A 21059-nucleotide genomic window follows, 5' to 3' on the forward strand; every position below is an offset into this window, starting at 1 on the left:
CTATGGAACAAAGTACCTCGACTAAAACCTGCGACTACAATAACTTATTTGCAAAAGAATACCTTATTTAAACACATGCCCTGCTTCACGGAACCATAACGTTAAATCAAGGCCGTCCATCGGGATTTTTATCTTTTTGGAAAATTTTTTCATCTTCTGTTCTGTCTCAAGGTACTTCGCGTTTGTCAGGCTTTCAGGAATCGCGGGTATTACCCCCATCCTGACAAGGTTCCTTAATATGTGCCTGTCTAAAATGGCAATGTCATCGCCGAAACCGATATTTCTTAAAAAATGGCTGGCTTCCTTATAACCGTAACCTTTAATTTTTTTCACAAGCCATTCGCGCATTTCATACGGGTCTTTGAACTCTGACAGGAACTCTTTAATTATAAACTTCCCGTTCTTTACGAATTTGTCCCTTGCTTCGCAGGCATATACCGCTTTTTTGTTCTTGAACCTGACGCCGTTAATTTCTTTAAGCTGCAGAAGCTGCGCCGGCGTGGCGTTTAAGAGAAGTTTTTTCTCCAGTATTTTTTCCACGCACGCCCAACAGTTAACCGCCTTTGACTGCGGCGTGAATATGCAGAAAATCATTTCATGCATTATGTCACGCGATGTTCCGTTTTTCCACTTGCTCCTGAAACTTTCAAGGGCGCGGCCTATTGTATTCTTCTGTGATACATATATTTTTTTTACAGCGTTTATTTCTGACGCATATGACATTCAGGCCGTTCTCCTGTTAAAAGGCGTTATTTAAAATTTCTTCCAGTTCTTTTCTGTCTTTTATCGGGGCAGGCACTCCCGCCACTTCTACAACCTTGTCCGCTATTGTTTTAAGTTCTTCCTGCTGTATGCCAAGGTCCTTAAGGTTGTCTTTTAAACCAATCTCTGTCATAAATGCTTTTAAACGGTCTATCGTATATGGTATTTTCATTTTATCATCAACGTCTTCCGGAATACCAAACACACGCTGCCCAAATTGAATCACCCTGTCAGGCCTTAACCTTTCAAGAAACTGAAGATACGACGGCAGTATTGCCGCTATTCCGGCGCCGTGCGCTATTTCATCATGCAATGCCGATATTGCGTGTTCAATAGGATGCACTGTCCAGTTGCCCGCGCGCCCGGCATTTGGCACGCCCATAAGCGCGACCGTGCTGGATAATGAGATATCCGCGCGCAATACAGGATTTTTTAAATCTTTCATTAATTTCGTGCCGCTTTCAACGCAGGTTAACATCACGCCTTCCGTAATCCTGTCCTGCAGGGCGCAGTTTTCATCGCCTGTCAGATACTCTTCAAGCACGTGCATGATTATATCTATTATGCCTTCGGCTGTCTGCTTTGCCGGAACTGTTGTTGTAAGCAGGGGGTCTACAATAGAAACTTTTGGATACAAAAATTCCGGATTATATAAGCCCTGTTTCTGCCCTGTTTCCGGGTTTGAAAAAACAGCGGCCGGATTGCCTTCTGACCCTGTCGCCGCAAGTGTGGGTATAAGCATAAGCGGAAGCGCTTTTTCTATTTTATCCGCGCCTTTTTCAGGAATATAAACAAAATCCCAGATGCTTTTTTTATTTGCCGCAGCCACGCACACGCCTTTTGCAGCATCCATAGCCGACCCGCCGCCAAGCCCTATTACCATATCGCAGTTTTCCGCTATTGCCAGCTCCGCGGCTTCATCCACTTCATTTACTTTTGGGTTAGGCGTCACATACGCGTAAACCACAAATCCAACGCCTGCTTTTTCAAGTGATTTCTGAACAGCATCAAGAAGCCCGGATGTTTTAACCGATTTTTTACCGGTGACAATTACGGCTTTTTTCCCAAGGTGTTTTGCTTCCGCACCGACGGAGTTAATTTCCCCCGCGCCAAATACAATTTTTACCGGATTTGCGAATGTCAAATTTTTCATTTTTTCCTCCACGTTTTTATTTTTACGTTAAAATACTAACATATAACGGTTATTAAATCAAAGCACAAAGATTATTTTAAAAATATCCGGTTTTAGAAATAGTTTTATATTTATTGCTTCCTGTTTTTATGATTCATATAAAGCAACACTCAGACTGCACCTTGTCTTTGGTATGACTAACATTCATCTTTTTATTTGCTTCCAATCCACTCAAAAACCTCTTTATCCCACAATCCTTCATCCGACTGCATAAAAGACAAATGCCCGGCTTTTGAAAATATAACAAGTTTCTTTTTCCCTTTTAAACTGTCATTAAGCAGTTCTGCCTGAGTGATTGATACCCTTTTATCCAGACTTCCATGAAGGATAAGAACCGGAACATTAACATTTTTTGCAAGTTCAGCCGGGTTAAAAGTAAATCCATTGTAACCTGATACAACACTGCCCCAAAACACAAATATTTCCGCAAGCGGCCACGAAGGAATATTCATAAGGTCGAATCTGCGCCTTACTGTATCCAAAAGCCCTGCAAAAGGACTTTCAATTATCATGGATTTAGGTTTTATACCGTATACGTTTATTGCCATTATTGATGCCGCACTTCCCATCGAAACTGCAAATAAATATATATTTTTATATCCAAGTTCCACCGCCTTTTTATAAGCAGCTTTTACATCATCCGCTTCATGATACCCTACGCTTGTTGAATTACCCGCAGAACCGCCGCTGCCGTAAAAATCCACAAGCATCACATTATAACCCTTAGAAACAAACTTTAAAGCTTCCGGGATAAGCTGAGTCTTGCTTTCCGCATAACCATGGAACATAAGTACAATTTCATCTTTTTTTAAGCCTTTCAAAAGCCAAGCTTCAAGAACTGTATTATTATACCCGGAAAACTTAAGAACTTCGTATTTTATTGATAAAGGAACTCTTTCATTCGGCGGCTTCGGCACTTCAATACCTGTAAGTAATATTTTAAATTTATCTAAACCCGTTAAAGACTCCGGCTTAGGCGGTTTGTTACCAGAGTCTGTAAAATGGGTCATCTTATAAGAATGCATGATCGCAAAAATATTCAGCAGTAAAAACAAAACAAAAACAACCATAAGAACAAATCCTTTCTTTGTTTGCTTCATTTATTCTCCCTATTTATTTTACATAAATAAATACAGCAGACACATATTTCCGACATCATACGTTTAATAAATATATTAACAACTTTTTATCATCCCCTGCAGAGATTTGACTTTTGTGGTGATGTTATCGGCCTGCGTTATTTCCGTTACCATCGCAATCCTTTTTGCTCCCGCTTTAACAAGCTGCGGGATGTGGTGTTCTTTAATCCCGCCCATGACGGTAAACGGAATATTAATTTTTTTGGAGATTTTCTTTAATGTTTCAATACCAAGCGGGGCCATTAAATTTTCTTTTGTCTTTGTGGCAAATATTGGCCCTATGTTTATATAATCCGCGCCGTCTTTTTGCGCCTGCAGCGCCTCTTTTAAATTATGCGTTGATACCCCTATTATGAGACCGGGCGCAAGTTTCTTTGCCTCTTTGCATGGGATGTCATCCTGCCCAAGGTGAACACCGTCTGCTTTGCATATAAGGGCTATATCTATGTGGTCATTAATGATAAGCAGGGCTTTATATTTGTTTGTCAGTTTTCTGAATTCAAGGGCCATTTGTAGAATTCTGCCTTTATGGTACTCCTTTTCCCTTAACTGCACAATCTTCGCGCCGCCCTTTAAAACCTTTTCAAGCGTTTTAACGGATGAACCGTTGGAACAGAATTTTTCTGTTATAACGGAATATATGCCAAAAGGCGGGCTGTTAAGTTTTGCTGTGGGGCTTTTCATTGTTTCTCCTTTTAATTAGTTTATCTCATAACCTTCTATCCCATATCCCATAAATAAAACATATATATGTAACATTTTAAGCCTCTACTATTATAAAACAAAAAAATAATTCAAATACCCGGACAGCGCAGGAGCGCTGTCCCTACAAAAACACAACCAACTGCCGCGGGCTGAAGACCCGCGTCTATCCCGCCTGCTTCAGCTCGCAAGCTCGCTTCATTGCCGGGATTTCCGCTTCGCAGGCTCGCTCCAACCAGATCTAAACCGACCTTCCAAGCATCCAACCTTCCAAGCATCCAAGCATCTACCACTATCCTCCCCCTACAAACCTTACAATTTCCACCTTATCGCCGTGGTTAATGTTTCTGCTTTCAAAATTATCCCTTGCAATTATCTCGCCGTTTAATTCCACGACGGTCATGCCCTGTTTTAATCCAAGCGAGACAAGCAGCGCGGATACTGTCATGGTGCTTTCAAATTCTTTTTCAGCGCCGTTAATTATTGCTTTCATTTATTTCCTCCAAACGTGTCAGCCCAGTCTTTGAACACAGGATAATATCCCCTGCTTTTAATCGCGTCAAGAATTTCACGGACACTTCTGTCGTCGCATATTTCAAACTGGCCTTCGGATTCGCTTCCCACATAACCGCCGGGGTTTGTTTTTGAACCTGCGCTCATATTTGTTACGCCAAGGCTTATCATATTGTCCCTGAAATCCGCGGCTTCCCTTGTGGAAAGTGTAATGCCGGCAAATTTGGTAAATATCCTTAATGCAAATATCATCTGCACAAGTTCTTTATCACTTATTATCTCACTTGGTTTAAAACCGGAACTGGAACCCCGCATGCGCGGAAAGCTTACGGATACTTCTGTTTTCCAGTATTTTTTCATTATATATGCCGCGTGCGCGCCCACATACGCCGCTTCCGTGCGCCAGTCATAAAGCCCTAAAAGCGCGCCTATGCCGATTTTACGAAACCCCGCCTGCGCCGCGCGGTCAGGAGTATTAATGCGCCATTCAAAATTTTTCTTCTGCCCGGACAGGTGTACTTTTTTATATGTTTCAGGGTCATAAGTTTCCTGATACACCGTAAGCCCTGTCGCGCCGTTATCCACAAGTTTTTTATATCCGTCCGTATCCATAGGGTAAATTTCAAGCGATACCTGTGTAAAATACTTTCTTGCAAGCGCGACGCACCGCGCTACGTAATCAAGCCCGGCTTTATCTGGCGCTTCGCCGGTCAGCAGAAGAATACTGTTATATCCAAGGGACTTTATCCCTTCAAGTTCGGCTTTCACCTCTTCTTCACTTAAAGTCTTTCTGTTTATTTTATTTTTCCTGTTGAAACCGCAATAAGCGCATTCATTGGAACATTCATTGGAAATATAAAGCGGGATATACATGTTAATATTTTTCCCGAAGTGTTTCTGCGTCATCTCCCTTGACCTTATTGCCATGCTGTCAAGCAATGAAGCCGCTGCAGGGGAAAGCAGCGCAAGGAAATCTTCATACGACACGCTTTCTTTCTTTACCGCTGTTTCAACGCGCGTTTTATCGCCGGAATTTACCGCTTTTTTTATCAATTCTTTGTTTATTTTTAAAAACTCTTCATAAAACATTTATTTAACCAGCCATTTCGTGGGAGATGAAGGCCTTGCGGTATCCCGTTTTTCAGCCATGCCTGCAAGATAAGCAAACCTGCCCGCGCGCGACGCAAGTTTAAACGCTTCTGCCATTTTTACCGGTTCAGGCGACGCTGATATAGCGGTATTTATCATAACCGCGTCCGCGCCAAGTTCCATTGCAAGCGCCGCGTCCGAAGGCGAACCTATGCCCGCATCTATGACAACCGGTATTCCCGCCTGTTCAATAATAATCTTTATTGTATCAACAGATTTCATTCCCTTATTGGTACCTATAGGCGACGCAAGAGGCATAACAGTGGCAGTGCCCGCGTCTTCCAGTTTTTTTGCAAGCACAGGATCAGGCCCTATATATGGAAGCACCACAAAACCTTCCTTTACAAGAATTTTCGCGGCTTTAAGGGTTTCATCGCCGTCCGGCCACAGATATTTTGGGTCGGGCGTCACTTCAAGTTTTATCCAGTTTGACAGCCCCATTCCGCGCGCCAGCATTGCCGTCCTTACGGCTTCATCCGCGTTCTGCGCGCCGGATGTGTTAGGGAGAATGAATATTTTTTTAGGATCAAGCGCGGACATAATATCCGCGTTGGGGTTTTCAAGGTCCACGCGGCGCACAGCCACGGTTATAATTTCCGCTTCTGACGCTTCAAGGCACCTGTTCATAATTTCGTCCGACGGGAATTTTCCCGTACCTATCATAAACCTGCTTTTAAATTCCCTGTCCGCTATTTTTAAAATATCATCCATGTTAACTCCTTTTTATCCGCCGCAGGCGGAACATCCCTGTTTTTTTGTAATATTTAAAACCCTGTATTGTGTTTTTAAACCGTCAAAAAACAGCATACGCCCTGTTAGAAGTTCATTATTACCTGTCAGATATTTAACCGCTTCCATTGCCTGAAGCGTCCCTATATTGCCGGCTGCCGCGCCCAATATGCCGTCGTTTATTGATGTGTGCGCGTCTTCGCCCTTTGGAACATCCGGTATAAAACACCTTAAACACGCCTGCCCCGGCACGTATGTCATTATCTGTCCGCCCCATGCAAGCGCGCCGCCGTGACAGAACGGTTTTTTTAACTTCACGCACGTGTCATTAATAAGGTACTTGACCGCAAAATTATCCACCGCGTCTATTATAAAATCATACTGTGATATTATATCAGCGGCGTTTTGCGCGGTTATCATCTGCAGATGGCAGATAACTTTAACACCGGAATTTAGTTTTTTTACTTTATCAGCGGCAGATTCTGTTTTAAGCCGCCCAAGGTCAGCTTCAAAATGAAGTATCTGTCTGTTTAGATTTATTTCTTCCACTTTATCCCCGTCAGCGATAGCAATTGTACCCGTGCCTGCGGCAGCAAGATAATAAATAACCGGAGAACCAAGGCCGCCCGCGCCTATTACAAGCACGGAGGAGGACATAAGTTTATTCTGCCCTTCAACACCTATCTCTTTTATCCTTACGTTCCTGTCGTAACGTGTGTCCATTAATATCCTTTTATATACTTTTTTGCCCTGGCAGCCGCACCCTTTTAGGGTGCGTTGTTTAGATTTTAAAACATAACATCAAAATCAACCGGGCTGAATCACAAAAACACAACATTAAAGCAAGACGCAACATGTTGCGTCTCTACATTAAACAACAAATACAATTGAAAATTACAAAAAGCAACCTTTAAAAACAAAAAAGCCCCTGTTTTGCAGGGGCTTTTAAATTTATAAGCTCCCTGCGGCGGCATTATCCGCGTCAGGTTCATAGGGTATAATCTCAGACCGGCTTATTACCGGCCACCCCTGCCTTAATGCTTTATTCTCTATAGAATCTGTTTTTAGAACAAAATTTAGTAGGAGCAGGCACTTAGGGGGTTTGGGAGGGGGGTATTTGGGAAAAAAGCGCCTGCCCCGTATTTTTATTATACAACTTTATGTTTCATTTGCAATACCGAATTATTTATTTTACCGAATCGGGATTTGGCGCCTGTTCTTCCTGCTCTTTATTTTCCGTATATTTATCCCTTATGGCGGCAATTACATCGTACACATTTAAAAATGCGTCCACCACTTCCGGGTCAAAATGTTTTCCTGAATTGTCTTTTATGTATTCAATTACCCTTGTTTCGTCCCAGGGTTCTTTGTAAATTCTTTTTGATACCAGCGCGTCATACACATCCGCCACCGCCACTATCCTGCCTGTAACCGGAATTTCAAGGTCTGTCTTGCCCGGCGCTGAATCAAGTTTTTTCAGGTTCATGACATCTGTAACCCTGCCCGGATATCCTGTGCCGTCCCATTTTTCATGGTGCGCAAGGGCTATTTCCGCGGCCATTGCGTCAATTTCCGAATCCTTTGATTCAAACAGCCGGTAACCGAATATGGTATGCATTTTCATCGTGGAAAACTCTTCAGGTTCAAGTTTTGCCGGTTTTTTTAAAATACTGTCCGGTATGGCAATCTTTCCGGCATCATGCAGCATGGCGGCTATTCTTAACTTATCCTTAAAGCGCCTGATAAGTTCCGGGGGGAAACCCCTGTCCTTTGCCCACTGGTGATATATTTCAACGGAATACGCTCCCATTCTGTTTACATGCCCGCCTGTTTCCTTAGGGTCGCGGAATTCCACCATCCTTAACATTCTTAAAACCATCTGCCTTGTACTTATCGCTTTTTCAATGGCAATTGCCGCGTCGTTGGCAAAATATGACACATACAATTCATCCTTATCCGAGAAAGGAACCACTTTACCCCTTTCATTTTTGGCGTTGATTATCTGCATTACGCCTATAACCCTGTTTCTTGCGGTTTTAAGCGGCATATTAAGAACCGACTGCGTTTTGTACCCCGAAGAGATATCAAAATCCTTATTAAAAGTATACTTTTCCTTTGAACTTATTTTATACGCGTCATCCACCACAAGCATCTGCCCGTTAAAAGCGGCAAAACCCGCCATTGATGTTTCATTGATTGGTATTTCATGATTAAGATATTTATACCGGTTAGAAATGCTTTTCCCGAAAAGGATTTCATTCTGCGTATAACTGATTCTTAAATTATTTCCTTCAGTAAGAAAAATTGTTCCTGCTTCGGCGTTTGTGAATTTTCTGACTTCAAAAAGAATTTTATCAAGAAGTATGTCAATATCGCTTATATTATGTATGTCTTCGGTTATCTTAAGTATTTTCTGAAGTATATCCTTATCCGCTTTTCCGCTTACCCCGTATGATACCTTCTTCTTTTTTGCCGGCATTTAAATCACCTTTTTGTGATAGTTTTATCTGCCACTAATTATAGCACATAAAAAAACGCCTTCAACACTTCTCTTTAAATTCATTACCTTTAACCGCGAATGGCTCCAATAAACCCGCTTGCGATAACCGTGTTTCCGGCGTAAATAACAGCAAGCTGCCCAGGCGTCACCGCAAACTGCGGTTTTAAAAAAGCAATCTCTGCTGTTTTGCCCGTTATTTTAACTTTCGCGGCAGCTGCTTTGTGCAGGTACCGTATCTTGACTTTCGCGGCAAAATCTTTTTTACCGTCATCATAAAGCAGATTAAGCGAATCAATATCAAATACGGAAGAGAAAACCTCTTCTTTATCGCCGATAAATACCTTTTTTTCTTTCGCGTCAATTTTTGTCACATATACAGGGTGCCCCGCGCTGTAATTAAGCCCCTTGCGCTGCCCTATTGTGTAATTAAAATACGGGGTGTCTAATACTTTAAGCTTTTTATTATCCCCGTCATAAAGCCCGCCCGGCTCCCCGCTGTATCCGCGCTGCCTTTTTATGAAATCATATGGCGTTTCATTTCCCTGCAAAAAACACACTTCCTGGCTTTCCTGTTTTTCCTTTAACAGCCCCTGCTTTTTTACTATCTCTTTTATCTCTTTTTTTTCCATGTTCCCAAGGGGAAATATTATGTCTTTAAGTTCCTCTTTTTTCAGGCGCGCCAGAAAATATTCCTGCGTCTTGCTTTTATCTTTCCCTGCTTTAAGCGCAAATTGTCCGGATTTTTTTCCTATCCTTGCGTAATGCCCGGTCGCAACTTTATCATACGAGAGTTCTTTCATTTTTTTAATAAGCGCCGCAAATTTTATTTCCTCATTGCACAGCACGCACGGATTGGGAGTTTCCCCCGAAAGATAAGAATCAATAAACGGCTCCACCACTTTTTCCCTGAATTCTTTTTTCAGGTTAAGCGTGTAATGCCTTATACCCAGTTTCGCGCACGCGGCTTTGGCGTCCATGATGTCTTCAATGTTGCAGCAGCGGGAGGCTTCATCCCATAAAGAAAGGGTTATTGCGGTCAGTTCATGGCCTTTTTGTTTTAAAAGCCACGCGGCGGCCGTGGAATCCGCGCCGCCGCTCATTCCTATTATTATTTTCACTTTTTACTCTTCTTCGCCTTCATGGCCGTGGTCGTGGCCGTCATCTTCTTTTTCCGGAAGCGGGGGCAGGCCCTGTTTTCTTCTGTTGTAATCTTCTATAGCCCTTTTAATACCGTCTTCGGCAAGTACAGAGCAGTGCAGTTTTTCCGGCGGAAGGCCGTCTAAAAGCTCCACTATACTTTTATTTGTAACTTCCAGCGCTTTTTCAACCGGCATTCCTTTGATTAAATCCGTAGCCTGCGAAGATGTGGCTATAGCAGCCACACAACCAAAAGTTTCAAACTTACAGTCTGTAATTATGCCGTCATCCACCTTTATGTATATCCACATCACATCGCCGCACTTGGCGTTGCCCACTTTGCCGATTCCGTCCGCGTTATCTATCCTTCCCATGTTCTTTAAATTCTTAAACCTTTCCATTACTTTTTCGGAGTATTTCATGGCTCACCTCTTTTTTATTACAGTTCCACCATTTTTTCTATGGGGCGTATCGCGTTTTTTATTGTATCTTCATCAAGAATAACTTCTGTCTTTTCCTCTTCCAGGCACGCAAGCAGGTCGGACAATCTGGTTTTTTTCATATTCACGCATACTTTCGCGGAGCCCAGCGAGAAAAATTCCGCGTCAGGCCTTTCTTTTTTCAGCCTGTGTATATGCCCTTCTTCCGTACCTATTATAAACTGCTTGTCCGGGCTTTCCCTTACATACTTAATCATGCCGGATGTTGACCCCACCACATCAGCCGCATCCACCACTTCGGGTTCGCATTCGGGATGCACCAGTATTTTGGCGCCGGGATGCGCTTCGCGCGACTTTATTACATCTTCTTTTGTGAACTGATGGTGCACAATGCATCCGCCCTGATGGATAATAAGCTCTTTTTCGGGAGTATGTTTTTTCACCCAGTATCCAAGATTTTTATCAGGAAGAAATACAACCTGTTTTTGGGGAAGTTTTTTAACCACATCTATAGCGTTTGCCGATGTTACGCACACGTCAAGAAGCACTTTTACTTCGGCGTTTGTGTTAACATACCCGGCAAGAGCGGCATCGGGATATTTCTTTCTGTACTCTTTTACCTCTTCAACCGTAATCGTATCAGCCAGCGGGCATCCCGCGTCCATTCTGGGGATTAATACTTTCTTCTTGGGAGAAAGAATTTTTGCGGTTTCCGCCATGAACTTTACGCCGCAGAATACAATTAACTGTTCCGGCGCAGCCGCTGTCTTGCGCGCCAGTTCCAGTGAATCACCGGTAAAATCAGCAATATCCTGAATATCCGGTATCTGGTAGTTATGCGCGACGATAAGCCCGCCTTTTTTTGCTTTAAGTTCCTTAATTTTTGCAATCATTTCATTTTTTTCCATTTTTAATTCTCCCTTTCCATATTTATATTTTTTATGCTTTATCCCTGTTTTTCCAGAATGGCGACATATTTCTTAACTTTTCAACCGCCGGCGGAAGCACTGAAAGCACCTCGTCTATATCTTCCTGCGTGGTATATTTGCTTAAGCTGAAACGTATGCTTCCGTGCGCGGTGCCGTGGTCAAGCCCCATTGCCAAAAGCACGTGCGAAGGGTCAAGGGAACCTGACGTACAGGCGGAACCCGATGACGCGCATATGCCTTCAAAGTCCATCTGTATAAGCATTCCTTCGCCTTCTATAAATTCTACGCTGACATTAAGCGTGTTTTCCGCCCTGTGTTCAGGATGTCCGTTTAATATAACTTCGGGAATTTCTTCAAATATACCCGCCTGCAGTTTATCGCGCAGCTGTTTTATTTTTTCATGCGCTTCAGGATTTTTAAAACTCTCCATGGCCAGCTCGCACGCTTTGGCAAGGCCCACAATTCCCGGAACATTTTCAGTGCCCGGCCTTTTTCTGTTTTCGTGGTGTCCTCCCTGCATTATAGGGGAAACCTTTACTCCTTTTCTTATGTACAGCGCGCCGATACCTTTTGGGCCATGAAATTTATGGGCTGATATAGAAACCAGATCAGCGTTCATTGCTTTTACATCCAACGGGTATTTGCCCGCAGCCTGAACCGCGTCGGTGTGAAATATAATATTATGCTCCCTTGCAATTGCGCCTATTTCCGATATGGGTTCAATTGTACCGGTTTCATTATTTACCGCCATTATGGAGATAAGAATTGTATCCGGCCTTATGGCTTTTTTTACATCATCCGGATTTATAACACCGTATTTGTCCACGGGAAGGTAAGTGACTTCATAACCCTCTTTTTCAAGCGCCTTGCAGACATTTAATACGGCATGATGTTCAATGGCGCTTGTGATTATATGTTTTCCCTTGGATGAATTAGCCAAAGCGGCGCCGCGCACGGCTATGTTATCAGATTCCGTACCGCCGGAGGTGAATATTATTTCCCTGCTGTCAGCGGCGTTAAAAAACCGCGCTACAACCGCGCGTGATTCTTCCACGGCTTTTCTTGCGTCCTGCCCAAAGGAATAAACACCTGAAGCATTGGCGTAATTTTCAGTCATATAAGGCATCATTGCCTTTAAAACTTCATCGTCCATTCTTGTTGTCGCGTTATTGTCCAGATAATGAATTTTCATGTTATATCTCCTTTATTATTTCTGCGGAGTGTGGTTTTCCGCCACTTCAGACAATTTAGTCTGTTTTAAATAAGTGCTTATTACTTTATCCAGCCCCACCCATACTTTTCTTATGCCGCACTTTGGCGCGTTGTTACAGGCTTTTATATTAATTACGCATTTGGAAGGCGACACGCCTTTTTCAACCGCTTCCAGCACATCATAAACCGAAATATCTTTGGGCGCCCTTGCAAGCATAAACCCGCCTTTTTCTCCCTTTACACTTGTAATAATGGAAGCTTTGCGAAGTGTGACAAATATGTTTTCAAGGTACCTGTTGGATATATCTTCCCTTTCTGATATGTGTTTTATGGAGACAGGCTTGTTGCCATTCTTTAAGTAGGACTCCGCAAGATGGGTCAAAGCCCTTAAAGCGTACCTGCCTTTTGTTGATACATTCATTCCTGCCTCCTGCTAGTTTATCACCATTCTTGTGATAATTATATATTTCTTTAACGATAATGTCAAGATTAATTTAATCCCGGTATGAATTTTATATTATCACCGAAATGGTGTGGAATCAAGGGGAAAGAGCGGAAGAAACGAGGGACGGAAGAAAAGCAAACATCAAATCAACTATTTTTTATAAACAAAATAACCGACTATCAAACTAAAAATAAATATTTCTGCAACCATAATCAATCCATGAACAAAGTTGCCAAAACCAAAATTAACTTTATCAAAAACCACCAGAAATAAGTAAACAGCTAAAATCAAACCATTAATTGAAACAAATAAATTAAGAAAAATATTTTTTATATTTTTCGAATAATAATCTTTTACCGAATAATAACTGTAATATGTAAAAATACTTCCGCCAAGTATAACCGCAACGTAATTAAACCAAGGTAAATTTGTTGCAAGTTGAAGAAAAATTGAAGATATCAAAAACAATGATATTAATAATGCCGTTAATATAAGCAGCAATCTGTCTTTTATCAAATTATTAGTGGATTCAATCTTGGAGTTTTTATTATGCACGTCTTTTTTTATCGTCGGCTTCAACTTGTTAACCCTCCTCTAAATGCCACATAATTAACTTGCCTCCCAATACAACACATCATATAAAACTACTCGAAAAGCGTGAATGTTATGGAAATACCCACTTTCATACGACTTCCTTAATATTATAAATCAATAACATTCCGGATACAACAAAACAAGTAACACCACACGGACAGCGCGGGAGCGCCGTCCCTACAAAACCTTAAAATATCTGTTTACATTTCACCCGCGCGCCTATAGAATCATAAAAAAACAGGAGGTAATACTATGAAAAAAATAATGGTTTTATTGATACTTTGCGGAAGTTTAATGGCTGGATGCGCTTCAGGCGGCGCTGTAAAAAAAGATGACGCGCCTGCGGGAAAACAAGCTGTAATAATTTCCGACAAAACAGTTGACGTATGGCTGTCCCCGGCTTTGACAGGCGCCGCGCCATTCAGGACTTTAAACCCCGGCGATGAAGTAAAGGTATTAAGCACATCAAACGTTTCCGCGCTTATTGAAATGAAAGACGGCTCACGGGGATTTGTGGATGTGATGAAGATATCGAAGTAATCAGATGCTTGGATGCTCGGAAAAGCATGACGCTTGGATGCTTAGATGCTTGGTCAAAACCGGATACAAGCGAAAACAGCAACTGCCGCGGGCTAAAGACCCGCGTCTACCAATGTTTCCAAGCATCTAAGCATCCAAGCCTCTAAGCATCTACTTCCGTTTACCTAACCACCGCTACTTTTTCAGTTGCTTTGTAATGTGAGGTTTCTACGGTTATTAAATATGTGCCGCTGTTTATTATGTTGCCGTTGTCATTTTTGCCTTCCCAATAAAGTTCTTTTGTTCCAACCTGTGTTATGACCCCGTCAAAAAGTGTTGCTACAAGCACGCCGGTTCTTGTGTAAACTTTAACTTTCACATTATCACCGGAATACACATTAAACATTATTGTCACCCGTTCGCCTTTATCCGGTTCTATCACGTTGTTGAATATCTTAATATCTTTTTCAGATATAACTTCCTTGTCAAATTTTCCGCTGCTTGTACCCCATACGCCGCAGATATCCTGCCCTTTTACCACAATCCTGTCTATGTCGCCAAATCCGGTCTGCTTTGGATAAAGCACACGGTAGACCCTGTCCTGTCCCGGCACAAGTGTACTTACAAAAGAAAGCACATCTTTATTTTCCGTGCCGCCGTGCGGGTAGACATCAATTGACGGCGGATTTACAAGAAGCACATTTGAAGTAATTTCAAAATATATATTGTCAGTATGCTCGGGGTTGAAAATCATTTTTACCGTAAACGACGGCGGTGTCACCCCGTCGCACGGAAGCGGCGTTGATGTTAACGTTGGCTGTGCGGTAATAGTCATTGTGGGGGTAAATGTCGGGGTTATTGTTAAAGTAACAGTAGAAGTCTGTGTAGCGGTGCAAGTAACAGTGCGCGTTGAAGAAGCGGTTGCAGTTATGGTTGTAGTTGCGGTCTTTGTTATAGTAGAAGTGGGAGAAACTGTTATAGTGGGCGTCATTGTCAGTGTTGGCGACAATACAGCCGTAAGTGTAATAGTAGACGTGGGCGTGTGCGGCGGACACATGTCTTCTATGTTCCAGATAACCTGGTCATAACCTGTAGTAAGTGATGCTGTATGACCCGTAACCAGTAACCTGCAGATAGTCAGGCGTAATATAGAGTAACATTCATCATCATAGCCGGAGTCATAAACCCATTCCCCTGCTGTGCCGAATGTAGTGTCAATTGTGCCGTACATATCATAACGCCTTACAACGCAGTCTGTATCGCTGCCATTATGCCTTACATAAAGTATCACAAGTTTGCCGTCTACTTCTATTATGCTTCTTATTTCTTCTCCCGGACCGGCTGTTAATATGCCGTCCGAATCAAAACCGGTGTCAAAAGTACCGTCTGCATTTAATACTATTGTGATTGAAGAACGGCACGTTAAAGTACAGCCGCTACCGTCATCCACATAGCCGCTTATAACTATTTTACCGCCAACGGTAATTATCATGGATTTTGGCACGCAGTTTTTATGATTTAAAGCCGTGTTGATATATGAAGTACAGCCGCCTGTGCCGAAAGTGGAATCCAAACTTCCGTCATTTAAAAACTTCCACATACACATCGCCCTGCAGGTGCCTGTGCAGCCCGGGTCATTGGAATCGCTCCACCCTGATACAAGTATTTCTGTGCCAATGCACTTTATTGTAAGCGCGCAGTCATTGCCGTTGCCGCCCGCCTGATTATGAATTTTTCTGCATCCTAATGGGCCGAATGTGGTATCAGGATTGGAGTCGGGATTTATCCTTGTTACGCACGCGTCATAGTCGGTGCCGTTCCAGGACTTGCCCACGCATACGTATCTTCCGTTTGAATCTATATCAAAATCATAGAAATAATCATTGCCGCTTCCGTACGTCCTGAAACACTGGCCCGCGTTAAAACTTGTATCCGGCGTGCCGTCAGGCAGGAACCTGTAAATTATTCCATACGAACATGTTCCGCCGCATGGGTCAACAGTACCTGCCACAATTATATTCCCGCTGCTGTCGCATTTGACCGTTATGGAATCACCCCATACATATTTCGTTGAAGGGCCGGGGCATACCATCCTGCCATTATTGCCAAACGACGTGTCTATTGACCCATCGGGTAAATACCTGTAAAGAACCGTAACATAACAGGTGCAGTTATCGTCCCATTCCAACGCGATAACAATTAAATTGCCGTTATTGTCAACACACGAACCTTTTCCACCATTATCCCCCGGAAGCGGATTAATTATAATATCATCACCGGGAAAACTGTCAGCAGGCACAGTTGATACAGGGGTAAGCGTTGATGTAGCGCTAAGGTCTACCGATGCTGTTATTGTCACCGTGGGTGACGGAGTTTTTGTGGCTGTATATGAAGCTGACAGGTTATGCGTAACCGTAGAAGTGGCAGTTTGTGTTGAAGTTTTTGTCGGAGTCATTGTCAGCACAGCAGAAGGATTAATTGTTATCGTACGGGTTGCCGTCATTGTGGATGTTTGTGTCAGCACAACAGACGGTGTGATAGTTATTGTGGATGTTGCGGAAGGTTCTTTGGTTGTGCAATAAAAATACGTGTCATTTATTGTAAACGCTCCGCCGGTTACACCGGTATATGTATAGTTTACAGTATTAGAAACCATCATTTCACATGGCGTAGAAATTGCCCTTACAACAATTTCTTTATTTCCTGCCGAATCAGCGCCTGTCATATCCCACGATATTACAACCGGGCCTGTTACATCAACACTATATCCGGCTGATGCTGATACCAGGTCAAACTGAGAAGGCAGCGTGTCCCATATAGCCCCGCTTGTCATAGCTGTTTTTCCATAAGCTACAAAATTATCATACGAATCCTGCGTATCTCCGCTGTCGCCGCTTTGTTCCCCAATACCGGGTTTCCATAAACTATCGCATTCCATCGGCGACGGGTCTGTCCATGTAAGCGACCATCCAACCGGTTCGGGTTCGCCTTTTGGCCAGACCTTTGCGCTTAATGAACCGTCTTTCGCGGCTGATATTTTGGCGGTATACCATTTATTGATTGTTATATCCACGGCATTTGTATAAGCAGGCCACGAGCAGGATTCTTCGCATCTTTGAAATTGCAGCATACCCGCAGGCGCGGTATCAACAGACACCAGCAAAGCATATGACTTTGACCCTATGCCGTTTATTCCGTTATGCCTTATCATTATCATCGCATCCGAACCCATATATTCGGCTGTACCAAAGCCAATTTTAAAATCAGAATATATAATGGAGTCACAGTAATTATTATTGTCATCTATAAGCAGCATGGGATATTGTGTATTCAGCGCGTCACCCCTTATCACCCTGTTGCCTGTATTACATGCATCTTCCACATACCATGTTCCATTTGTGCCATTATATGGCATAAAAGACCACCCTGTAGGGGGTGTTGCTGTATAAGTTCCCAAAGGGGTATCTTCAAAAGTCCTTATCGCTCCAAGTTCAATACCTCCGCTTAGGTCATAATTAATAGTATACGTCAGCATCTCCCCGTTGTAGACATTTGCAGGATTTGTCGAAACCGTTAAAGTTCTCTCTTCTATTGGATTAACCATTACTGATGTTGATGACATTTCATCCGAAATTCCTGCCATTGAACCGGTTACAGCACACGAATAGTTAATGCCCACAGGAGCATCAGCTGTCATTTTCATCACAACCCAGACTTTACCTTCTTTTTTGTCGATTGTCCCCGTAATATCAGAAAACTGCCATGTGATTGTCCCTGATGTTACCCCTATTGCCGGCGCGTTTACGCTGCCGCCGGTTATTGAAACAGGGCCGTAACTTACAAGTTCTAAATTTCCGACGCCCGGAAGCGGTATCGCAGCACTTAATGCTCCGTTTGTATATGAATAATCCGCGTTGAACATCACCAAATCCCCGGCTTTACGAAGTATCCCTTCGCTTTTCATCGTTATATTCATATCAGGAGGAGGCACAGCCGGCGTCCAGGTAAGGGATTCTGACGAACAATCAGCCGCAATATCCCAGTCAGATTCTCTTAAAGCAAAATTTTTCATCACCAGATGAAGATACATCTCTGAAACATTACATTCCGGATACATGCCTTTATCGGGAATATGTATTACAAATTCTTTTACGTAACTCTGCCCTCCTTCATTCATGCAATCCATACAGGGCGTCGACGCCATCCATCCGTTTGGCGTGTTTGCAAGGTAATCTATATCTCCGCCCGGCGCGGCAGCCGGCCTTGCGGTTGCGACATCAACTCCCTTTTCACTTATCACAAATATCTGCCCTTGCCCGGACAACGAAGCATTAACTTTTTCCGGCTTACTGCTTATTGCAAGCGCCATCTGGCAGTCATCATAAAGTTCCGAACAGTAATCTATTGTGACTGTTACTGTATCACCAAAAAAAGGATTTGCAGGGTTCATGGTCACAGAATTTATTTTTGGTTCCGCGAAAATATTTGCGGCCAGCATTATGAACGCCGCAAGAATTAATATCAGTGCTTTTTTTATCTTCATTTTATTTCCTCCGTTATTGCTTTATTATTACCCTTGCCTATATGACAGAATACAGCTTAAATTAGTTCCAATTATTCCAGCAGCATATCCAGGCTTATCCTGTGGGTGGCGCCAAGCGTATCAAAGGGCTGATACGCGTAGGCAAATTTTACTTTTTCTAAAAGCACCCCTATTCCTATACTTAAATTAGCGGAATCATGCCTGAAGCCGTACCCTGCCCTGGCACACAGTATCTTAAACATTGTGCATTCCGCACCCAAATCAAGCGTGGGAAGTTCATCTTTTATCCACAGCCGGTTCACGTCAACCGAAGCCCTTATGTTTAATTCCTGCGATATATCATATGAAGTGCTGACACCGGCTTTTATGTTTATCGGCATTGTATCCGCTATTTTAATATACGCCTGCTGCCAGCCGATGTTCTGCACGGCTATCCCGCCGTAAGTGTCCGGGTTGGACCCTATTTTTACCATTGCCCCCGCGTCCACCGCAAACCCTATCTTGTCGTAAATGTACAGTTTGCTGTAAAAGAATTTAAAGGTTGCGCCCGCGTATATGCCCGCAAAAACGGGCTGAGCGTATGAAATTAAACCCATCACGTCATAATTTTCCACATTGCCGCATTCATCCCCAAATTCATCTATTTCAACAAAATCAAAGGTATAATCAAGAAAAACCCCTACTGAAGTAACCGCACCGTTTTGAAGCGGGATTACAAGCGCGCCGTATTCATAATTGGTATCGGCAAACGAGGCAAAGTGAGAAAGCGTGATTTCCATAAGTTTTAAATCCGCGATGCCCGCGGGATTAAACAGAAGCGAATTGATGTCATGCGGTACGGCGCAGTAAGCGCCGCTGAAAGAAGCGGCTTTGGCAGGAGGCGATATCCTTAAAAAATCCGGACCCACGCCGCCGGCGGCAAATAACGACACGCTTAAAAACAAACACAAAAAAACGCATGATAAGCGCCTTATCCCCGCCATTTATCCCTCTTTGTTTTTAATTGAATACTTTATTATCTTATGACAGCCGCTTTTATCTTTTTTTCCGCCAGCGGCGTCTTTATGTAAACTGTGTAAATCCCCGAAGCTGCCGCGCGCCCGCCATCATCTTTTCCGTCCCATGTAAATTCATAAGCGCCCGCGGGTTTTTTTTCGTAAAAATGCACCACCGGCTGCCCTGTCCTGTCGTATATCCTTATTTCCACCTGCCCCAAATCATCCAGCCTGTATTTTATAACAAACTTCTCTCCCTTGACAGCGTTAATTACATTATTCCTGACTTCTATTTCAGCAGGCGTGGGGGTTACAACTATTTTTTTATCAGAAGCGGCGGCAACAACCGGCGCGTCAGATATTTCATTACTGCCTTTTAATGCGATTGGGAGTTTTTCATCCACAAACTGATTTACCTGCGGAATGTCTTTTGGCTCTTCCTTTTTTATATCTTCCTTAACCGGCTCTGCCGACACAATACGCGTTTCGCCTTCAGATTTTTTCTGTGTGACATATGTAACGGCTTTTTTTGTCTTTTTAGTCTGCTGTTTTTCCGTGATTTTAACCGCAGGTTCTCCCGATGCGAATTCAACTTTTTTATCCTCAACAATACCCGGATTCATTACAAATAACCCGAATATCACAGCAGCCGCAAATGCCGCTGCCGGCACGGCAAAAACAGGCCGTTTTATATACTTTATAACCCTGTCAATTACAGACGGAGACTGCTCCCCGATTTTATCCCAAACCTTTAAATTAAAATCAGCGGGCAGTTTTGGCTCTTCTTTCATATCAGAAAACACGCTTTTAAGCGCAAGCACCGCTTTATATTCCAAAGCACATTTTTTACATGTTTTGACGTGCGTTTTTACTTCACCCTCTTCAGCAGCGCTTATATTGCCTTCTATTAAGCTGTTAATCAATCCGTTTACCTTTTTACAGCTCATTTCGTTCACCTAACTTTCTTGCCAGTTTTTGTTTCAGTTTTTCCCTTGCCCTTGAAAGCTTTGACTTTACGCTTCCCAGCGGAATTTTAAGAACTTTACTTATTTCATCATATTCCATTCCTTCTAAGTCCCTAAGTATAACCACGCTTCTTTCCGCGGGTTCAAAACCTTCCATGGCTTCCATCACGCATTCGCGCAGCTGCTTCTTTTCTGCCAGTACATCCTGCCCTTCGCGGACATCCGCCACATCCACCGGGTCTTTATCGCGGCTTTCGTCCCCGCTTATGGAGTCGGTTTCATAATATTTTCTGCGTTTTAACGTATCCAGCCGGTTTATGCACATGTTCACCGCCACCCTGTAAAGCCAGGTGGACAGTTTGGAGTCAAATTTAAAAGAGCCAATTTTCTCATACGCTTTGCAGAAGACTTCCTGCGCCATGTCGCACGCTTCTTCATTGTTTCTCATATACTTCAGGCAGACAGACGCAACCGTCCTTTTATACGCTGTAATTACCCTGTCAAAAGCCTGCCTGTCTCCGCGAACCGCCTTTTTTATTTCCTGTTCGTTCAGTTCTTCCATTTATCCCTCATTTAATCGGACAGAATCCGCCC

The 21059-nt window shown here is 43.0% G+C and carries 20 protein-coding genes and 1 riboswitch; of the genes, 1 reads left to right on the plus strand and 19 read right to left on the minus strand.

Going from position 1 to position 21059, the window contains the following annotated elements; genetic code table 11:
* Window positions 1–63: 63 nt before the first annotated feature.
* The 15 genes from JXR81_00760 to JXR81_00830 all read right to left on the minus strand — a co-directional run bounded on the left by JXR81_00760 (window position 64) and on the right by JXR81_00830 (window position 13428).
* Window positions 64–723: an N-glycosylase/DNA lyase gene (locus JXR81_00760; protein ID MBN2753372.1), complete on the minus strand. Its 660-nt coding sequence runs from the start codon at window positions 721–723 to the stop codon at window positions 64–66.
* Between the two features lie 16 nt (window positions 724–739).
* Complete coding sequence (locus JXR81_00765; protein ID MBN2753373.1) at window positions 740–1915, minus strand: iron-containing alcohol dehydrogenase; 1176 nt, start codon at window positions 1913–1915, stop codon at window positions 740–742.
* A gap of 191 nt (window positions 1916–2106) precedes the next feature.
* Window positions 2107–3054 carry an alpha/beta hydrolase gene (locus JXR81_00770; protein ID MBN2753374.1) on the minus strand — a complete coding sequence of 316 codons (948 nt, stop codon included), beginning with the start codon at window positions 3052–3054 and terminating at the stop codon, window positions 2107–2109.
* A 75-nt stretch (window positions 3055–3129) separates the two neighbouring features.
* Window positions 3130–3777: a thiamine phosphate synthase gene (gene thiE, locus JXR81_00775; GenBank protein MBN2753375.1), complete on the minus strand. Its 648-nt coding sequence runs from the start codon at window positions 3775–3777 to the stop codon at window positions 3130–3132.
* 310 nt (window positions 3778–4087) lie between these two features.
* The gene (thiS, locus tag JXR81_00780) at window positions 4088–4288 is read right to left on the minus strand and encodes a sulfur carrier protein ThiS (protein ID MBN2753376.1); all 201 of its coding nucleotides are present in this window, start codon (window positions 4286–4288) and stop codon (window positions 4088–4090) included.
* A complete protein-coding gene (thiH, locus tag JXR81_00785; protein MBN2753377.1) occupies window positions 4285–5397 on the minus strand; it encodes a 2-iminoacetate synthase ThiH in 1113 nt (370 codons plus the stop codon). Before thiH ends, thiS begins: the two co-directional genes overlap by 4 nt.
* Window positions 5398–6168, minus strand: a complete 771-nt coding sequence (locus JXR81_00790; GenBank protein ID MBN2753378.1) for a thiazole synthase — start codon at window positions 6166–6168, stop codon at window positions 5398–5400.
* 12 nt (window positions 6169–6180) lie between these two features.
* A complete protein-coding gene (locus JXR81_00795; protein ID MBN2753379.1) occupies window positions 6181–6909 on the minus strand; it encodes a HesA/MoeB/ThiF family protein in 729 nt (242 codons plus the stop codon).
* Window positions 6910–7128: 219 nt separating this feature from the next.
* A riboswitch (TPP riboswitch) is annotated at window positions 7129–7227 on the minus strand.
* A gap of 145 nt (window positions 7228–7372) precedes the next feature.
* A complete protein-coding gene (locus JXR81_00800; protein ID MBN2753380.1) occupies window positions 7373–8665 on the minus strand; it encodes an HD domain-containing protein in 1293 nt (430 codons plus the stop codon).
* Between the two features lie 89 nt (window positions 8666–8754).
* The gene (gene mnmA / locus JXR81_00805; protein MBN2753381.1) at window positions 8755–9804 is read right to left on the minus strand and encodes a tRNA 2-thiouridine(34) synthase MnmA; all 1050 of its coding nucleotides are present in this window, start codon (window positions 9802–9804) and stop codon (window positions 8755–8757) included.
* Between the two features lie 3 nt (window positions 9805–9807).
* A complete protein-coding gene (locus JXR81_00810) occupies window positions 9808–10245 on the minus strand; it encodes an iron-sulfur cluster assembly scaffold protein (GenBank protein ID MBN2753382.1) in 438 nt (145 codons plus the stop codon).
* 17 nt (window positions 10246–10262) lie between these two features.
* On the minus strand, window positions 10263–11171 hold the full coding sequence (gene nadA, locus JXR81_00815) for a quinolinate synthase NadA (protein MBN2753383.1): 909 nt from the start codon (window positions 11169–11171) through the stop codon (window positions 10263–10265).
* A gap of 31 nt (window positions 11172–11202) precedes the next feature.
* Entirely contained in the window at window positions 11203–12384 is a 1182-nt protein-coding gene (gene nifS / locus JXR81_00820; GenBank protein ID MBN2753384.1) for a cysteine desulfurase NifS, read from the minus strand.
* Window positions 12385–12399: 15 nt separating this feature from the next.
* A complete protein-coding gene (locus JXR81_00825; protein ID MBN2753385.1) occupies window positions 12400–12825 on the minus strand; it encodes an Rrf2 family transcriptional regulator in 426 nt (141 codons plus the stop codon).
* A gap of 174 nt (window positions 12826–12999) precedes the next feature.
* Window positions 13000–13428: a hypothetical protein gene (locus tag JXR81_00830; GenBank protein ID MBN2753386.1), complete on the minus strand. Its 429-nt coding sequence runs from the start codon at window positions 13426–13428 to the stop codon at window positions 13000–13002.
* Window positions 13429–13695: 267 nt separating this feature from the next.
* Between JXR81_00830 and JXR81_00835 the strand changes: the two genes are divergently transcribed.
* On the plus strand, window positions 13696–13983 hold the full coding sequence (locus tag JXR81_00835; protein ID MBN2753387.1) for a hypothetical protein: 288 nt from the start codon (window positions 13696–13698) through the stop codon (window positions 13981–13983).
* A gap of 160 nt (window positions 13984–14143) precedes the next feature.
* On the opposite strand, the gene JXR81_00840 is transcribed toward JXR81_00835, so the two are convergent.
* The 4 genes from JXR81_00840 to JXR81_00855 form a co-directional block, all read right to left on the minus strand.
* Window positions 14144–18505 (minus strand): hypothetical protein, encoded by a 4362-nt coding sequence (locus tag JXR81_00840; GenBank protein ID MBN2753388.1) that lies wholly within the window; start codon window positions 18503–18505, stop codon window positions 14144–14146.
* Between the two features lie 71 nt (window positions 18506–18576).
* The gene (locus JXR81_00845; GenBank protein MBN2753389.1) at window positions 18577–19488 is read right to left on the minus strand and encodes a PorV/PorQ family protein; all 912 of its coding nucleotides are present in this window, start codon (window positions 19486–19488) and stop codon (window positions 18577–18579) included.
* A gap of 32 nt (window positions 19489–19520) precedes the next feature.
* A complete protein-coding gene (locus JXR81_00850) occupies window positions 19521–20447 on the minus strand; it encodes a hypothetical protein (protein ID MBN2753390.1) in 927 nt (308 codons plus the stop codon).
* A complete protein-coding gene (locus tag JXR81_00855; GenBank protein ID MBN2753391.1) occupies window positions 20437–21027 on the minus strand; it encodes a sigma-70 family RNA polymerase sigma factor in 591 nt (196 codons plus the stop codon). The genes JXR81_00850 and JXR81_00855 overlap by 11 nt, the downstream gene beginning before the upstream one ends.
* Window positions 21028–21059 lie beyond the last annotated feature (32 nt).

Source organism: Candidatus Goldiibacteriota bacterium, from assembly GCA_016937715.1.
Lineage (GTDB): Bacteria > Oederibacteriota > PGYV01 > PGYV01 > PGYV01 > PGYV01.

What these genes read in the sequence shown, in the direction of transcription:
- JXR81_00760 (MBN2753372.1), bottom strand. Translation starts at nt 723, where the DNA reads ATGTCATATGCGTCAGAAATAAACGCTGTAAAAAAAATATATGTATCA.
- JXR81_00765 (MBN2753373.1), bottom strand. Translation starts at nt 1,915, where the DNA reads ATGAAAAATTTGACATTCGCAAATCCGGTAAAAATTGTATTTGGCGCG.
- JXR81_00770 (MBN2753374.1), bottom strand. Translation starts at nt 3,054, where the DNA reads ATGAAGCAAACAAAGAAAGGATTTGTTCTTATGGTTGTTTTTGTTTTG.
- thiE (MBN2753375.1), bottom strand. Translation starts at nt 3,777, where the DNA reads ATGAAAAGCCCCACAGCAAAACTTAACAGCCCGCCTTTTGGCATATAT.
- thiS (MBN2753376.1), bottom strand. Translation starts at nt 4,288, where the DNA reads ATGAAAGCAATAATTAACGGCGCTGAAAAAGAATTTGAAAGCACCATG.
- thiH (MBN2753377.1), bottom strand. Translation starts at nt 5,397, where the DNA reads ATGTTTTATGAAGAGTTTTTAAAAATAAACAAAGAATTGATAAAAAAA.
- JXR81_00790 (MBN2753378.1), bottom strand. Translation starts at nt 6,168, where the DNA reads ATGGATGATATTTTAAAAATAGCGGACAGGGAATTTAAAAGCAGGTTT.
- JXR81_00795 (MBN2753379.1), bottom strand. Translation starts at nt 6,909, where the DNA reads ATGGACACACGTTACGACAGGAACGTAAGGATAAAAGAGATAGGTGTT.
- JXR81_00800 (MBN2753380.1), bottom strand. Translation starts at nt 8,665, where the DNA reads ATGCCGGCAAAAAAGAAGAAGGTATCATACGGGGTAAGCGGAAAAGCG.
- JXR81_00810 (MBN2753382.1), bottom strand. Translation starts at nt 10,245, where the DNA reads ATGAAATACTCCGAAAAAGTAATGGAAAGGTTTAAGAATTTAAAGAAC.
- nadA (MBN2753383.1), bottom strand. Translation starts at nt 11,171, where the DNA reads ATGGAAAAAAATGAAATGATTGCAAAAATTAAGGAACTTAAAGCAAAA.
- nifS (MBN2753384.1), bottom strand. Translation starts at nt 12,384, where the DNA reads ATGAAAATTCATTATCTGGACAATAACGCGACAACAAGAATGGACGAT.
- JXR81_00825 (MBN2753385.1), bottom strand. Translation starts at nt 12,825, where the DNA reads ATGAATGTATCAACAAAAGGCAGGTACGCTTTAAGGGCTTTGACCCAT.
- JXR81_00835 (MBN2753387.1), top strand. Translation starts at nt 13,696, where the DNA reads ATGAAAAAAATAATGGTTTTATTGATACTTTGCGGAAGTTTAATGGCT.
- JXR81_00840 (MBN2753388.1), bottom strand. Translation starts at nt 18,505, where the DNA reads ATGAAGATAAAAAAAGCACTGATATTAATTCTTGCGGCGTTCATAATG.
- JXR81_00845 (MBN2753389.1), bottom strand. Translation starts at nt 19,488, where the DNA reads ATGGCGGGGATAAGGCGCTTATCATGCGTTTTTTTGTGTTTGTTTTTA.
- JXR81_00850 (MBN2753390.1), bottom strand. Translation starts at nt 20,447, where the DNA reads ATGAGCTGTAAAAAGGTAAACGGATTGATTAACAGCTTAATAGAAGGC.
- JXR81_00855 (MBN2753391.1), bottom strand. Translation starts at nt 21,027, where the DNA reads ATGGAAGAACTGAACGAACAGGAAATAAAAAAGGCGGTTCGCGGAGAC.